The following is a 15860-nucleotide window of genomic DNA, read 5'->3' on the forward strand; positions in this document are numbered from 1 at the left end:
AATCTTGCGTGGGAAACTGGTCGGCCTGATCACTGCACCGGCCCAGACGGCATGGCCCAAAACGCGGCCACAGAGCTACGGATTCTAAGGCAAGCCCGGCTTACATGCAAGTTTGCCTATCTTAGCCGGGGGTCAAGTCTGACATTCGGACACGTGCCCAGCCGTACGCAGCTGCAACGGCTGAGCACGTGTCCGAATGTCAGACTTGACCCCGGGGTTTTTGCAACATGATGGCGAGGGCGGCGGTGGGGGCGCCGTTTTCCTGGCGGGCGGTCAGCGCTTCGGCGGACTTCTGCTGGAAGCCGGTCGCGGCGGCCAGGCGCTCGATATAGGCCTGCGTGTGGGCGTAGCGGTTCGAGGGGCGCAGCACGAAGTCGGCGCCGTCGCCCGCTTCGACCGTGAAGCAGAAGTGGCCGCCTCCGCGCAACGCGCGTCGCACGCCGGCGAAGACCGGGGCCAGGTCGCCGATGTAGACGAAGACGTCGGCCGCCACCGCCAGGTCCCAGGCGTCGCGCTGGCCATCGAGGTAGGTCACCAGGTCGGCGCGGGCGAGGTTGTCGTACAGCTGGCGCTCGGCCGCCTTGTCCAGCATCTGCTGCGACAGGTCGACGCCGGCCAGGCTGCGCGAGTAGGCCTTCAGGTATGGCCCGCACAGGCCGGTGCCGCAGCCCAGGTCCAGTGTATCCAATTGATCGATGCCGACGGTGCGGCGGATCAGTCCATCCAGATAGGACGGCGTCTGGTAGTCCAGCACTTCCACCAGATGCTGGTCGAAGTGGTTGGCGTACTGGTCGAACAGCGAGCGCACGTAGTCGGGCGGCAGCACGGCGGGCGTGTCGCCCACGCCCAGCGAGGCCAGCGCGAAGGCGATGGTTTCGGGATTGTCGCCATGCGCCAGCGCGGCGCGGTAGGCGGCGATGGCCTCGTCATTGCGCTGCATCGAGCGCAGCGTGTTGCCGCGCGCGTAGTGGGCCAGCGCGTAGTCCGGCTTGAGCGCCAGCGCCTGGTCGTAGCTGTCCAGCGCCGCGTCGAAGATGCCTAGCCGCTGCAAGGCCGCGCCCTGGCCGTTGTAAGCCTCGGCCCATTGCGGCCGCAGATGGATGGCGCGGTCGAAGCTTTCCACCGCCTCCGGCAGCAGGCGCAGGCAGTTCAGCGCGTTGCCGCGCGCGAACCACGCTTCGGCGTTGCGGTCTTTAATATGCAGCGCATCTTCCGCCGCGCCCAGCGCGTCGAGGTAGCGGCCCTGGTCGTGCAGCACGATGGCGCGGTTGCAATGGGCTTCGGTGTAGGAGGGCTGGATCGCCAGCGCGCGCTGGTAGCTCAGCAGGGCTTCGTCGAGCCGCCCCAGCCGGCGCAGCGCGTTGCCGCGATTGCTCCAGGCCATCGCGTAGTCGGCTTGCAGGGCGATGGCGCGGTCGTGGCTGGCCAGCGCCGCGTCGGCGCGGCCGGCGTCGAGCAGCGCCACGCCGAGATTGCAGTGGGCCTTGGCTTGCATGCCATCGACTTCGATCGCTTGCGAGATCAGCGCGATGGCCGCCTGCGCGTCGCCCTGCTGGCGCGCGATCACGCCCAGCAGGTGCAGTGCGTCGAATTGGCGCGGGTCGAGTTCCAGCACCTGGCGGTACAGCGCCTGCGCCGGTTCAAGCCGTCCCTGCTGGTGCAGTTCCACGGCTTGTTGCAGAAAGGACGCAGTCAGCGCCGAATTGGTTCCATTCATAGTGCACGCATCTTAGCCGATGCGGCACCGGCACGGCTAAAATCCTGCTGGGAAGATCAGCTGCCGCGATAGGTCGAATACGCCCACGGCGAGACGACCAGCGGCACGTGATAGTTCTGGTCGGCGCTGGCGATGCCGAAGGCCAGCGTCACCTCGTCGATGAAGCGCGGCTCGGGCAGGTCCACGCCCTGGGCCGCGAAGTAGGCGCCGGCGCCGAACACCAGCTCATACTTCCCCGGCTTCATGGTCGCGCCTTCCAGCAGCGGCACGGCGCAACGGCCGTCGGCGTTGGTGACGTCGGTTTTCAGCAACTCGCGGCCCTGCGCCGTGACGGCGTACAAGGCCACCTTGACGCCGACGCCTGGTTTGCCGACGGTGATATCGAGAACGTGTGTACTAAGCTTGCCCATGGTAAGTCCTATATCGGTAGGTAATAAGTATCTATTGCACAAATCATATACCGATGCTGTTCTACGCATATATGATTGTAGATATATTCCTCATAGACTAAGCAGCCTGCGCCCATGACCACCTACAACAACTACCCACGCGACCTGATCGGCTACGGCCCGAAACCACCTCACGCCCAGTGGCCCAACCGCGCCCGCGTCGCCCTGCAATTCGTGCTGAACTACGAAGAGGGCGGCGAGAACAACGTGCTGCACGGCGATGCCGGATCGGAGACCTTCCTGTCCGAGATCATCGGCGCCGCCTCCTTCAGCAACCGCCACCTGAGCATGGAATCGATCTACGAGTACGGCTCGCGCGCCGGCTTGTGGCGCCTGCTGCGCATGTTCGAGGAGCGCAAGCTGCCGCTGACCATCTTCGGCGTGGCGATGGCGCTCAAGCGCCACCCGGAGGCGGTATCCGCCTTCCAGGAACTGGGCCACGAAATCGCCTGCCACGGCCTGCGCTGGATCTCCTATCAAAACATGGACGAAGCCACCGAGCGCGCCCACATGAAGGAAGCGGTGCAGATCATTCGCGAGTTGACCGGCAGCGCGCCGCAGGGCTGGTACACCGGCCGCGATTCGCCGCAGACCAAGCGCCTGGTGGTGGAGCATGGCGGCTTCCGCTACGACGCCGATAACTACAGCGACGACCTGCCATTCTGGCAAAAGGTCGACTACACTGATGCGGAGGGCAAGGCCGCCGTCGCGCCGCAGCTGATCGTGCCGTACACGCTGGACACCAACGACATGCGCTTCGCCGCCGCGCAAGGCTTCAACTCCGGCACGCAGTTCTTCGACTACCTGAAGGACGCCTTCGACGTGTTGTACGCCGAGGGCGACCCGGACGGCCTGAATCAGCCGAAGATGCTGTCGATCGGTCTGCACTGCCGCATCGTCGGCCGCCCGGCGCGCGCCGCGGCGTTGGCGCGCTTCCTCGACTACGTGCAAAAGCACGATAATGTGTGGATCACCCGTCGCATCGATATTGCCGAACATTGGCGCAAAACCCATCCATTCGCAGCTTGAGGCCAGGATGTCAGAACCGATACGCTTTTACTACCGTGGCGCAGTCCAGGAAATCTCCGGCGCCGCACCAACGCGCACCGTGCTCCAGCACCTGCGCGAGGACCTGCATTGCACCGGCACCAAGGAGGGCTGCGCCGAAGGCGATTGCGGCGCCTGCACCGTGGTGGTCGGCAGCCTGAATGCCGCCGGCCAGCTGGAAATGAAAGCGGTGAACTCCTGCATCCAGTTCGCGCCCACGCTGGACGGCAAGGCGCTGTTCACCGTGGAGGATTTGCAGCAGCCGGACGGCGCGCTGCATCCGGTGCAGCAGGCCATGGTGGAATGCCATGGTTCCCAGTGCGGTTTCTGCACGCCCGGTTTCGTCATGTCCCTGTGGGGCATGTACCTCGACAAGGACGGCCAGCCCGCGCAGCGCAAGGAGATCGACGACTGCCTGTCCGGTAACCTGTGCCGCTGCACCGGCTACCGTCCGATCATCGAGGCCGCGCACCGCATGACCGAATTGCCGAAAGTCGGCTTCGACCGCGCGGCCTTGACCGAACAGCTGCGCGCCCTGCAGCGCAACGCCGGCGCCAGCTACACCGCTCGCGGCCAGACCTTCCACGCACCGCGCACCCTGGATGAACTGGTCGCCCTGCGCGCCGCGCATCCAAAAGCCACGCTGCTGTCGGGTTCCACCGACGTCGGCCTGTGGGTCACCAAGCAGATGCGCGAGCTTGGCGACATCATTTATCTTGGCCACGTGAGCGCGCTGCAAACCGTCAGCGAGTCGGAAGGCATGCTGCACATCGGCGCCGGCGTATCGCTCAACGATGCGTACCAGGCCTTGTGCCGCCTGTATCCGTCGCAATTGGGCGAGATGTGGCAGCGCTTCGCGTCGCTGCCGATCCGTAACGCCGGCACCCTCGGCGGCAACGTCGCCAACGGCTCGCCGATCGGCGATTCGATGCCGTGGATGATAGCCGTCGGCAGCGAAGTGGTGCTGCGCGGCCCGGCCGGCGAGCGCGTGATGCCGCTGGAAGCGTTCTATCTCGACTACCAGAAAAAAGACATGCGGCCAGACGAATTCGTGGCCGCCGTGCGCGTGCCGCTGCCGCGTGAGGGTGTGCAGTTCCGCACCTACAAACTGGCCAAGCGCTTCGACCAGGACATCTCGGCCGTTTGCGCCGCGTTCGCGTTCAAGCTCGATGGCGATCATATCGTCGAGGCCCGCATCGCCTTCGGCGGCATGGCCGCCACGCCGCGCCGCGCCGCACGCGCCGAAGCCGCGTTGACGGGCCTGACCTGGAGCGAAGCCAATCTGCGCGTGGCGATGGACATGCTGGCGCAGGACTTCGCGCCGCTGTCGGACATGCGCGCCTCCAGCACCTACCGCATGCAGACGGCGCAGAACCTGCTGCGCCGCTTCTGGTTCGAAACCCGCGCCGACGCGCCATTGGCGGCCGATGCCGTCAACGCCTTCGCCTACCGCGCCTGAAAGGAGCCATCATGAATCAACCCGTCGCTCCCTCGCTGCTTGCCGCGCAAGCGTGGAAGGCGGTCGGCGTCGCCCGTCCGCACGAATCGGCCGAGCTGCACGTGCTCGGGCAGGCCACCTACACCGACGATATCCCCGAGCTGCAAGGCACGCTGCATGCGGCGCTGGGCTTGTCGTCCAAGGCCCATGCGCGCATCAACGCGATGGACCTGGCGCCGGTGCGCAATTCGCCCGGTGTGATGGCGGTCTACACCGCCGAAGATATCGTCGGCACCAACGATTGCGGTCCCATCATCCACGACGATCCCATCCTGTGCGCGGGCGAAGTGATGTATGTCGGCCAACCGATCTTCATCGTCGTCGCCGACACGCATGACAACGCGCGCCGAGCCGCGCGCCGCGCCGTGATCGGCTACGACGAGCTGCCGGCCATCTTCACGCCGCAGGAAGCCAAGGCCGCGCAGTCGTATGTGCTGCCGCCGATGCATCTGAAGCGCGGCGATTACCAGGCCGCGTTCGAGCAGGCGCCCAACGTGGTCAAGGGCCAGTTGTTTGTCGGCGGCCAGGAGCAGTTCTACCTGGAAGGCCAGATCGCCTACGCGATCCCGAAAGAAGACCACGGCATGCTGGTGCAGTGCTCGACGCAGCATCCGAGCGAGATGCAGCACGTGGTGGCGCATGCGCTGGGCGTACATTCGCACAAGGTGCTGGTCGAGTGCCGCCGCATGGGCGGAGGCTTCGGCGGCAAGGAATCGCAATCGGCCTTGTGGGCGGCTTCGGCCAGCATCGCGGCGGCCAAGCTGCGCCGCCCGGTCAAGCTGCGCGCCGACCGCGACGACGACATGCTCGTCACCGGCAAGCGCCACTGCTTCTTCTACGAATATGAAGTCGGCTACGACGACAGCGGCAAGATCCTCGCCGCCAAGGTCGACATGACCTTGCGCTCCGGCTTCTCGGCGGATCTGTCCGGCCCCGTGGCCACGCGCGCGGTCTGCCACTTCGATAACACCTACTACCTGTCGGACGTGGATATCCGCGCCGGCTGCGGCAAGACCAACACCCAGTCGAATACCGCCTTCCGCGGCTTCGGCGGTCCGCAGGGCGCGATCGCCATCGAGTACATCGTCGACGAAATCGCCCGTAATCTGGGCCGCGACGCGCTGGATATCCGCCGCCTGAACTTCTACGGCAAGACCGAGCGCAATGTCACGCCGTACGGCCAGGAGATCGTCGACAACGTGATCGAGGCGCTGACGGCGGAGCTGGAGCAGACCAGCGAGTACCGCGCCCGCCGCGCCGCCGTCGAAGCCTACAACGCCGCCAGCCCGGTGCTGAAGAAAGGCCTGGCGCTGACGCCGCTGAAGTTCGGCATCGCCTTCAACGTCACGCACCTGAACCAGGCCGGCGCGCTGGTGCATGTGTATGTGGACGGCTCGGTGCTGGTCAATCACGGCGGTACGGAGATGGGGCAGGGCATCAACACCAAGGTGATGCAGGTGGTGGCGCATGAACTGGGCCTCGACCTGGACCACGTGCGCGCCACCGCCACCGACACCAGCAAGGTCGCCAACACCTCGGCGACGGCCGCCTCCACCGGCGCGGACTTGAATGGCAAGGCGGCGCAGGATGCCGCGCGGCAGATCCGCGACCGCCTGACCGCCTTCGCTATCAAACTGTATGGCGACGAGGACGGTGTGCCGGTGCAGTTCTTTAACAACGCCGTGCATGTGAACGGTCACGTGGTGCCGTTCGCGGAGCTGGTGCAGAAGGCTTACCTGGCGCGTGTGCAGCTGTGGTCCGACGGCTTCTACGCCACGCCCGGCCTGCACTGGGATCCGAAGACGATGAACGGCCATCCGTTCTCGTACTATGCCTACGGCGCAGCCGTCTCCGAAGTGGTGGTCGATACGCTCACCGGCGAGTGGAAGCTGCTGCGCGCTGACGCCTTGTACGACGCCGGCCGCTCGCTCAATCCCGCCATCGATCTCGGGCAGGTGGAAGGCGCCTTCATACAGGGCATGGGCTGGCTGACCACCGAGCAGCTGTGGTGGAACCCGGCCGGCAAGCTGATGACGCATGCGCCGTCGACGTACAAGATCCCCGGCGTGTCCGACTGCCCGGAGGACTTCCGTGTGCGGCTGTTCGACAACGGCAACGTCGAGGACAGCATCCACCGATCCAAGGCCGTCGGCGAGCCGCCGTTGCTGCTGCCGTTCTCGGTGTTCTTCGCGATCCGCGATGCGATTTCCGCTGTCGGCGGGCACCGCGTGAATCCGCCGCTGAACGCTCCGGCGACCAGCGAGGAGATCCTGCGCGCCGTCGCTGCCGTGGAAATGGCGGCCTGAGGATGTCGACATGAACGAGTGGCTGACAACTGCGATGACGGAGCCGGCGGTGCTGGTGACGGTGGCGATCGTCGAGGGCTCCGGCCCGCGCGAACCCGGCGCCCGCATGCTGGTCACGGCTGGCGGCCAGGTCGATACCATCGGCGGCGGGCATCTGGAAATGTGCGCGGTCGATGTCGGCCGCAGCATGTTGAACGGCGCCGCCAAGGCAGGCGAGGGCGCGCATACGCCAGCACGGCTGGAGCGGTACGCGCTCGGTCCCACGCTGGGCCAGTGCTGCGGCGGCGTGGTGCACCTTGCGTTTGAACTGATCGATGCCACATTGGCCGACGTCATGGCCAGCCTGCGCAAGCGCTGGCGCGAAGACAGCTGGCGTATCAGCGCCATCGACGGCACGCCGGTCTCGCTGCTGCTCGATGCCGATGGCGCGGTCGTCGCCGGCGCGGGCGATGCCGGCGTCGCTGGCGCTGCGGCTTTCGGTCCGGCGTTCCCCGCCATCGACCACCAGCGCGGCACCCACATCCTGCGCGACACCGCCGGCCGCCGCTGGCTGGCCGATCCCTGCCTCGCTCCGCGCGCGCATCTGCTGCTGTTCGGCGCGGGCCATGTCGGCGCCGCCATCGTCCGCATGCTGGGCGAGCTGCCGTGCACCGTCAGCTGGATCGACGAGCGCGAGGACATGTTCCCCGCGTCGATACCGGCCAACGTCACCATCGAAGCCACCGACGCCCCGGAAGCGCTGGTGGCCGCGGCGCCCGCCGGTGCAAGCTATCTGGTGATGACCCACAGCCACGCGCTGGACCAGCGCCTCAGCGAAGCGATCCTGGCCCGCGCCGACGTCGGCTGGTTCGGCCTGATCGGCTCCAAAACCAAGCGCGTGCAATTCGAGCGTCGCATGGCCGCGCGCGGCCTGCCGGAAGAACGCATCGCCGCCATGGTCTGCCCGATCGGCATCGCCGGCATCACCAACAAGCTGCCCGCCGCGATTGCCGCCTCCGTCTGCGCGCAACTGTTGACGGTATGGGAAGCGCAGCAAATCGCCGCCCTCGAAACTGACGCCGCGTTAATCGTGTCTATGCGCCTGGTCGCATCGCGCTAGAATCAGCATTCCTCTTCAGGACATTGCCATGCCTAACAACTTGCAAGCCTACCGCGGCAGCTTGCTGCACTTTGTCGCCGATCCGGCGTTCAGCGCGCAGTCCCACGAATGGCATGAAGACGGCCTGCTGATCGTCGCCGACGGCAAGGTGCAGGCGGCCGGCGACTACGCCGCGCTGCGCGCCACGCTGCCGCCAGGGACCGAGCTGCACGACTACAGCGGCAAGCTGCTGATGCCCGGCTTTATCGACACCCACGTCCACTATCCGCAGACCGACATGATCGCCTCGCCGTCGGAAGGCCTGCTGCCCTGGCTGGAAACCTACACCTTCCCGACCGAGCGCCGGTTCGAAGACCCGGCTCATGCCGCCGGCGTGGCCGACTTTTTCCTCGACGAGCTGCTACGCTGCGGCACCACCACCGCCATGGTCTACTGCACCGTGCACCCGCAGTCGGTGGACGCCTTCTTCGCCGCCAGCGAGCAGCGCGGCCTGCGCATGGTGGCGGGGAAGGTGATGATGGACCGGAACTGCCCCGAGTTCCTGCGCGATACCGCCGAATCCAGCGCCCGCGACACCGAGGCGCTGATCCAGCGCTGGCACAAGCGCGGCCGGGCGCTTTACGCGATCACGCCGCGCTTCGCGCCCACCTCCACCGAAGAACAGCTGCGATTGGCGGGCGAGCTGGCGCGCGCCTATCCCGACACCTACATCCAGACCCACGTGTCCGAGAACGAGGCCGAATGTGCGTGGGTGCGCGAGCTGTTCCCCGCATCGCGCAGCTACATCGACGTCTACGACAGCTACGGCATGCTGCGGCCGCGCGCCATCTACGGCCACTGCATCTGGCTCAATGAACAGGACCGCGTCCGCATGGCGCAAACGCAGTCGGCCGCCGCCATCTGCCCCACCTCCAACCTGTTCCTCGGCAGCGGCCTGTTCGACTTCGAACGCGCCGACCAGGCGGGCGTGCTGCTGTCGCTGGCGACCGACGTGGGCGGCGGCACTTCGTTCTCGATGTTGCAAACGATGAATGAAGCCTATAAAGTAGCGCGACTGAAGGGCAGTTACCTGTCGGCCTTGCGGATGTTTTACCTGGCCACCCTGGGCGCCGCCCGCAGCATGCAACTGGAAGGCACGATCGGCAATTTCGCCGTCGGCGCCGAGGCGGATTTCATTGTGCTCGATCCGCAGGCCACGCCGCTGCTGCAACGGCGGACCGCGCGCGGCGAGAGCCTGGAAGAGCTGCTGTTCGCATTGGCCCTGCTGGGCGACGACCGTGCGGTGGCGGCGACCTATTCGGCCGGCCGCCAGGTGCATGCCCGCGTAATGACTTAATTCACATTGGAAGACTCATGCAAAATAAAATCGCCAGCCTGAAGGCCGCCGCCATTGCCGCCGCCCTGTTCTGCGCCTTGCCGCACGGCGCGCAAGCGGCCAGCAACGAAGAGATCACCAAGCGCCAGTTCGCCGCGCTGGTCTCGGGCCCGGAGCCGAAGACGGCCGAGCTGACGATGTTCCTGACCATGATGCCCAAGGGCGGCGATCTGCACCATCACTATTCGGGCGCGATCTACGCGGAGCAGTATCTGGAGTGGGTGGACAAGGAAGGATTTTGCGTCAACAAGGTCACCTACCAGATCGATACCAACAAAGCCGACACCACCGCCGAGCAGGCCAAGCCGCTGGCGGACCGCGTCTGCCTGTCCGGCCAGGACGTGATGAACAATAACACCGTGCTGGCCAACCTGTTGCAGCGCTGGTCCGACAAGGACTTCTACAACCACGGCGCGCTGCAGTCGCCGCCGGACCGCCAGTTCTTCGACACCTTCGGCTATTTCAACGCGGTGGCCTCGACCAATGCAGCGGACGGCCTGCATCGCCTGAAGCAGCGCGCCATCCAGGAAAACCTCAGCTACATCGAGACCATCTATGAAATCGCGCCGATGGCGCAAGACGCCGCGTTCGACCAGAAGGCAGCTGCCGGCGGCATCACCGACGCCGACCTATCCGCCTACGCCGCCGCGCTGGACACCAACGGCGCCTTCCAGGGCTGGATCAGCGCCTACCTGCAAAACGTCGACACCGCCGGCGCCGGCATCGACGACGCCAACTTCACGCTGCGCTACCAGCCGTTCGCGCTGCGCTTCCTGACGCCGTCGCAGGTGTTTTCGCAGATGGTGTCGAGCTTCAAGCTGGCGCTGTCGAATCCGAAGATCGTCGGCGTCAACATCGTCGGCCAGGAGAGCGTCTACGTCTCGATGCACGACTATGCGCTGCACATGCAGATGTACAAATTCCTGAAAGCCAGGCATCCGGGCGTGAAACTGGCGCTGCATGCGGGCGAGCTGGCGCTGGGCGTGGTGCCGCCGGAAGGCCTGACCTTCCACATCAAGGAAGCCATCGACGTCGCCGGCGCCAGCCGCATCGGCCACGGCATCGACATCGCCCACGAGACCGATTCGCTGGCGATCATGAAAAAAATGCACGACAAGCAGATCGCCGTCGAGGTCAACCTGACCAGCAACCAGTTCATCCTGGGCGTCAAGGGCGAGGCCCACCCGGTCACCCTGTATCGCAAATATGGCGTGCCGTTCGTACTGTCGACCGACGACGCCGGCGTGTCGCGCAACAACCTGTCCGGCGAATACGTGCTGTACGCCGCCCGCTACAAGCCGGACTACGCCGAGATCAAGAAACTGTCCTACGACAGCATCCGCTATTCCTTCCTGGCTGATGCTGATAAACAACGTTTATTGAAGGCATTGGACGGCAAGTTCGCCAAATTCGAAGCCGCGATCGCCGCCGCGCCGGTCGCCAAGGGCCGCTGAGCATCTCCCCACGGTCGCTCCCAAGCGGCCGTGGATGTTGCGCTGCCGCGACGAGAGTATTAGTGTTACTTATCTAAATTTCCCTTTAGGCCGCCTGCCGGGCGGCTTGTCATCTTTGTCATACTTTGCCGAGGTGTGGCAACATTGCGACAAAATCAGGCTGCTGCGCACCAGTTTTGCGCATTTCCCGAGTGAAAATATTTCAAGTGGTGCAGGGGCCACTATAATGCTCCCCTTAAAGATGCCGCTCCGCTTACAGAGTGGAACCTGCGCGGTTCAGCGCCCCATTTATATCGCTATCGTATAAATTCCTAAAGTAAATCGTATTTGTCACACATTTTTTGCTGATGCATAGTTGTTTGAGATGCTTCAATGCTGTCAACTTTGTTGGCGTTTTGAGGGTGTTGCATGCAAATGTCAGTCAGGCAAGATCATGACATTCTGATCAACTGACCACTTGTCATGTTGATGAAATATTTACTGGTTACAATTTTGTGATGTCATGGGCACATTGTGTCAAGAATGTGACCGCAGGCCATAAGCCCGCCCGGTCCAGAGGCATCGTAGAACACAATAAATTTTTTTACATAAACTGGGAGTTCCCTTAATGCAATCCGCCGTTAAACACAATCCGACGCTACGTCTGAGCCTGGTCGCTCTGGCCTGCCAGATGGTCTGCATGGGTGCCGCGTTCGCACAGTCCGACGCCGCCCCTGCCGCCAAGCCAGCCACCGAAACCGTGACCATCACCGGCCGTAAAGTCGGTATGGGCCTGATGGTGCAGGAAGATGTGCCAAAAGCACGTTCGACCGTTACCGCCGAGGAACTGGCGAAACAGCGTCCTACCGGCAATGCCTACGACGCCCTGGCCCTGCTGCCGGCAGTGAACACCTACAGCTACGACGCGACCGGCCTGTTCGGCGGCGGTCTGACCCTGCGCGGCTTCAACAGCGACCAGATCGGCGCGACCATTAACGGCGTTCCAGTGAATGACTCGGGTAACTTCGCCGTGTTCCCACAAGAATACGTCGACCAGGAAAACACCTGCACCACCTTCGTGACCCAGGGTTCGACCGACGTCGACTCCCCGCAAGTTGGCGCCACCGGCGGTAACTTCGGTATCACCACCTGCGAACCAGAAGACCAGAAGCGCTTCCGCATCGCCCAGACCCTGGGTACGCTGAGCATGTTCAAAACCTATATGCGCTACGACACCGGCCGCTTCTGGGACAACAAGGCCAAGGTCTTCGTCTCGGTCTCGCAGGCCAAGTCGGACAAGTGGAAAGGCGCCGGCGAAGCCAATCGCAAGCACATGGACATCGGCTTCAACTACGACTGGGATCGCTTCAACTACATCCACGGTACCGTGTTGTATAACCGCGCCGTCAACAACAACTTCAGCACCTTCAACCTGGCTGACCTGGCGAAGAACGGTTACCACTACGACTACAGCACCACCTTCATCGGCCACGCTGCGCCTAGCCCAGGCAAGGCAGTGAGCGATCCGGCACAGAACAACGCCGACTCCTTCTACAAGCTGTCGCTGAACCCGTTCGAGAACGTGATTGCTTCGGCAACCGCCAAGTTCCGCATCGGCGAAAACACCGACATCAAGATCCTGCCTTACTTCTGGTACGGCTACGGCACCGGCGGCGTGCAGCAGAAACTGCAACAGGAAAATGCATTCCTGAACCCGGCCACCGGCAAATTCGTCGGCCAGGATTTGAACGGCGACGGCGACACCCTGGACAAAGTCTGGGTGTACAGCGGTTCGATCACCCGTACCCAGCGTCCGGGTATTTCGTTCTCCGTGACCCACAACTGGGAAAACCACCAGATCCTGGGTGGCTTCTGGTATGAGCGCGCTAGCCACAAGCAAACCGGTCCGATGGAAAAAATCGGCGCCAACGGCGAGCCTACCGACATCTGGCTGCGTGATGGCCTGGTGACCCGTCCTGACGGTTCGCTGTACGAATCGCGCAACTGGAAGAGCATCTCGACCGCCTTCCAGGCGTTCATCCAGGACACCGCCACCTTCATGGACGACAAGTTGACCGTCAACGTAGGCCTGCGTACCCCGCACGTCAAGCGCGACTTCACCAACTACGCCAACGAAGGCAACAGCCAGACCACGTCGAACTCGGGCATCACCTACAACTACAACAAGACCTACTCGACCTTGTTGCCGCAGTTGGGCCTGCGTTACCGCATCACCAACGACGACCAGCTGTTCGCCAGCCTGGCCAAGAACATGAAGGCGCCACCTAACTTCGTGTACTCGACCACCAACGGCAACCTGTCGCTGATCAACAATATCCCGACCCTGCTGGGCGACGTGCGTCAAGAAACCTCGATGAACCTGGACATGGGCTACCGTCACCAGACGACCGCCATCACCACCCAGGCCACCATCTTCTTCAGCGACTTCAAGGATCGCCAGGCAACCGCCTTCGACCCGAACTCGCAGACCTCCACGCTGACCAACGTCGGCAAGGTGAAGAACAAGGGCTTCGAAGTTGAAGCGGGTAACACCCCGGTCAACGGCTGGTCGTTCTACGCTTCGCTGGGTTACAGCAGCAGCGAGATCCAGGAAAACCTGCAGTCGGGCAAAGGCATCTACCTGCCAACCAAGGGCAACCAGTTCCCACTGACCCCTAAGTGGAAAGGCGGCCTGTCGGCTTCGTATGAGACCAACAGCTGGTACACCCGTCTGAAAGCCAAAGTCACCAGCACCCAGCAGGCGACCCTGGCCAACGACGAACTGGTTCCTGGCTACACCACCGTCGACTTCGACGCTGGCTACCAGTTCCCAAGCGGCCAGTTCTTCAAGAATCCGAAGCTGACCCTGAACGTGTCGAACCTGCTGGATCGCGAATATCGCAATCCATCGTCGCAGTCGGTGACCAACGCCACCGCCTACCCAGGCATCACTGCGAAGGGCGTGTTCTACTACCTGGGCGCTCCGCGCGCTGTGTCGGCTACGCTGCGCGTCGACTTCTAAGTTAAGATGCCGGTCTGGCGCACGCACTCTTGTGTATGTGCCAGACCTGATCTGACCGGCAGGCCTTCGGGCCTGTTGTCGTTTTCGGGCCGGATTGTTCGTCGATCCGGCCATATGCGAGCGCCGCGCGCGACGTTCGCATATGGCCGCCGCCATCAGGGCGGCTGCCGAATTCGGAGTAACGTTAGATGATCAAGTTTTCCCTGCCGGCGCGCGCGCGGCGGCCCGTGCTGGCCCTGCCTGTCTGCGCGGCGCTGCTGCTGTCTTCCTGCGCCTGGTTCCAGCCGCTGCCGCCAGGCGTGGCGCAAGTTGAACTGGTCACGCTGAACGATTTCCACGGCAATATCGAGGCGAGCAAATACGTGCTCGACAGCGCCTATGGTGCCGGCGAACGCACCGTCGTCGCCGGCGGCATCGACACGTTGGGTGCGGCGCTGCAAGCGTGGCGCAAGCAGGATTCCGAGCTGCTGCTGGTCGGCGCCGGCGACCTGATCGGCGCCAGCCCGGCGATCTCGTCGATGTGGGCCGACGAGCCCACCATCGGCGCGATGGACTTGCTGGGCCTGCGCGCCAGCTCGGTCGGCAACCATGAGTTCGACGCCGGACGCGTTGAGCTGCTGCGCCAGCAGCAGGGCGGCTGCAAATCGCCGCGCGCAGACAAGGCCTGTAAATTCGACAACCCCTACGGCGGTGCGCGGTTCCAGTACCTGGCCGCCAACGTCATCGACATGGTGACCAGGAAGCCGCTGCTGCCGGCCTACAAGATCGAGCAGGCGCACGGCGTCAAGATCGGCTTCATCGGCGCGGTGCTGCGCGAGGCCACCGAGAAGGCGCCGGCCTCCGGCATCGCCGGCCTGGACTTCGTCGACGAGGCGGACGCCATCAACCGCCAGCTGCCCGAGCTGCGCAAGCAGGGCGTGGGCGTGTTCGTCGTGCTGATCCACCAGGGCGGCCGCACCACCGACAAATTCGACCAGCAGGAATGCAGCAATTTAAAGGGACCGATCGTCGATGTGGTCAAGCGCCTCGATCCGGCGATCCGGCTGGTCATCAGCGGCCATTCGCATCGCGGCTACCTGTGCCGCGTGGACGGCCGCCTGGTGACGCAGTCCGACATGGGCGGCCACGTGATGTCGCGCATCCGCCTCACCGTCGATACCGCCAGCAATACGCTGCGCGATGTCAGCGCCAAACAGGAAGTGATGATCCCCGGTACCTGGCCGGCCAATCCGGCGCTGGACGCCTACCTGAAAAAAGTCCGCGACCGCAGCGCCAGCGCGCTGGCGCGTCCGGTGGCGGCGCTGGCCGTGCCGAGCGTGCCGCGCGAGAAGCAGGACGACGGCGAATCGGCATTGGGCGACCTGGTCACCGACGCCACGCTGGCGGCTGGCCGCCCTTATGGCGCGCAGATCGCCTTCGTCAACAACGGCTCGTTGCGGCATGACCTCGACACCAGCGCCGGCAACCGCGTCAACGTCGGCCAGCTGCTAGCGGCGCTGCCGTACACGAATTCGCTGGTGGTGATGAACCTGCGCGGATCGCAGATCCGCGAACTGCTGGAGCAGCAATGGAGCGGCGGCCGCGATATCACGCGCGGCCTGCTGCAGGTGTCGGACGGCTTCACCTACACCTGGGATCCGCGCCGCGGCGAAGGCGGCAAAGTGGTGCCCGACAGCTTGATGCTGAACGGCGTGCCGATCGAGAACGGCACTGCCTACCGCGTGGTGGTCAACAACTTCCTGGCCGAGGGCGGCGACGCCTTCCCGGCGTTCACCCAGGGCAGCAACCGCGCCGAGACCAACATCCGCGACATCGACGCCCTGACCGATTACCTGACCCAGCGCGAGCAGTTCGGCAAGCCGGCCGGTCGCAGCGAAACACAGGGCCGCATCAAGCGCCTGCAACAACACTAGG

Annotated in this window: 10 protein-coding genes; 8 read left to right on the forward strand and 2 right to left on the reverse strand. The window is 64.3% G+C overall.

The window, feature by feature from the left end:
• Positions 1-199 precede the first annotated feature (199 nt).
• Positions 200-1717: a tetratricopeptide repeat protein gene (locus RUGAMON1_RS05465; RefSeq protein ID WP_445229545.1), complete on the reverse strand. Its 1518-nt coding sequence runs from the start codon at positions 1715-1717 to the stop codon at positions 200-202.
• 56 nt (positions 1718-1773) lie between these two features.
• Entirely contained in the window at positions 1774-2127 is a 354-nt protein-coding gene (uraH, locus tag RUGAMON1_RS05470) for a hydroxyisourate hydrolase (protein WP_332851375.1), read from the reverse strand.
• Positions 2128-2241: 114 nt separating this feature from the next.
• Here uraH and puuE point away from each other — a divergent pair, with 114 nt between their 5' ends.
• From puuE to RUGAMON1_RS05510, 8 genes are all read left to right on the forward strand, one after another.
• Entirely contained in the window at positions 2242-3195 is a 954-nt protein-coding gene (gene puuE / locus RUGAMON1_RS05475; RefSeq protein ID WP_116992493.1) for an allantoinase PuuE, read from the forward strand.
• A 7-nt stretch (positions 3196-3202) separates the two neighbouring features.
• On the forward strand, positions 3203-4672 hold the full coding sequence (gene xdhA, locus RUGAMON1_RS05480; protein WP_445229546.1) for a xanthine dehydrogenase small subunit: 1470 nt from the start codon (positions 3203-3205) through the stop codon (positions 4670-4672).
• A gap of 11 nt (positions 4673-4683) precedes the next feature.
• Positions 4684-7017, forward strand: coding sequence for a xanthine dehydrogenase molybdopterin binding subunit (gene xdhB / locus RUGAMON1_RS05485; protein ID WP_445229547.1), 2334 nt, complete (start codon positions 4684-4686; stop codon positions 7015-7017).
• A gap of 10 nt (positions 7018-7027) precedes the next feature.
• A complete protein-coding gene (gene xdhC / locus RUGAMON1_RS05490; protein WP_445229548.1) occupies positions 7028-8116 on the forward strand; it encodes a xanthine dehydrogenase accessory protein XdhC in 1089 nt (362 codons plus the stop codon).
• Positions 8117-8144: 28 nt separating this feature from the next.
• On the forward strand, positions 8145-9452 hold the full coding sequence (gene guaD / locus RUGAMON1_RS05495) for a guanine deaminase (RefSeq protein ID WP_445229549.1): 1308 nt from the start codon (positions 8145-8147) through the stop codon (positions 9450-9452).
• Positions 9453-9469: 17 nt separating this feature from the next.
• Positions 9470-10945, forward strand: coding sequence for an adenosine deaminase family protein (locus RUGAMON1_RS05500; RefSeq protein ID WP_445229550.1), 1476 nt, complete (start codon positions 9470-9472; stop codon positions 10943-10945).
• Positions 10946-11552: 607 nt separating this feature from the next.
• Positions 11553-13946: a TonB-dependent receptor gene (locus tag RUGAMON1_RS05505; protein WP_445229551.1), complete on the forward strand. Its 2394-nt coding sequence runs from the start codon at positions 11553-11555 to the stop codon at positions 13944-13946.
• 188 nt (positions 13947-14134) lie between these two features.
• On the forward strand, positions 14135-15859 hold the full coding sequence (locus tag RUGAMON1_RS05510) for a bifunctional metallophosphatase/5'-nucleotidase (RefSeq protein ID WP_445229552.1): 1725 nt from the start codon (positions 14135-14137) through the stop codon (positions 15857-15859).
• Position 15860 lies beyond the last annotated feature (1 nt).

This window comes from Duganella rhizosphaerae, assembly GCF_040364205.1.
In the GTDB taxonomy this organism is placed as follows: Bacteria; Pseudomonadota; Gammaproteobacteria; order Burkholderiales; family Burkholderiaceae_D; genus Rugamonas; species Rugamonas rhizosphaerae.

Coding starts and splice junctions, on each gene's coding strand:
- uraH (WP_332851375.1), bottom strand. CDS start 2,127: ATGGGCAAGCTTAGTACACACGTTCTCGATATCACCGTCGGCAAACCA.
- RUGAMON1_RS05505 (WP_445229551.1), top strand. CDS start 11,553: ATGCAATCCGCCGTTAAACACAATCCGACGCTACGTCTGAGCCTGGTC.
- RUGAMON1_RS05500 (WP_445229550.1), top strand. CDS start 9,470: ATGCAAAATAAAATCGCCAGCCTGAAGGCCGCCGCCATTGCCGCCGCC.
- xdhB (WP_445229547.1), top strand. CDS start 4,684: ATGAATCAACCCGTCGCTCCCTCGCTGCTTGCCGCGCAAGCGTGGAAG.
- guaD (WP_445229549.1), top strand. CDS start 8,145: ATGCCTAACAACTTGCAAGCCTACCGCGGCAGCTTGCTGCACTTTGTC.
- RUGAMON1_RS05510 (WP_445229552.1), top strand. CDS start 14,135: ATGATCAAGTTTTCCCTGCCGGCGCGCGCGCGGCGGCCCGTGCTGGCC.
- xdhC (WP_445229548.1), top strand. CDS start 7,028: ATGAACGAGTGGCTGACAACTGCGATGACGGAGCCGGCGGTGCTGGTG.
- puuE (WP_116992493.1), top strand. CDS start 2,242: ATGACCACCTACAACAACTACCCACGCGACCTGATCGGCTACGGCCCG.
- xdhA (WP_445229546.1), top strand. CDS start 3,203: ATGTCAGAACCGATACGCTTTTACTACCGTGGCGCAGTCCAGGAAATC.
- RUGAMON1_RS05465 (WP_445229545.1), bottom strand. CDS start 1,717: ATGAATGGAACCAATTCGGCGCTGACTGCGTCCTTTCTGCAACAAGCC.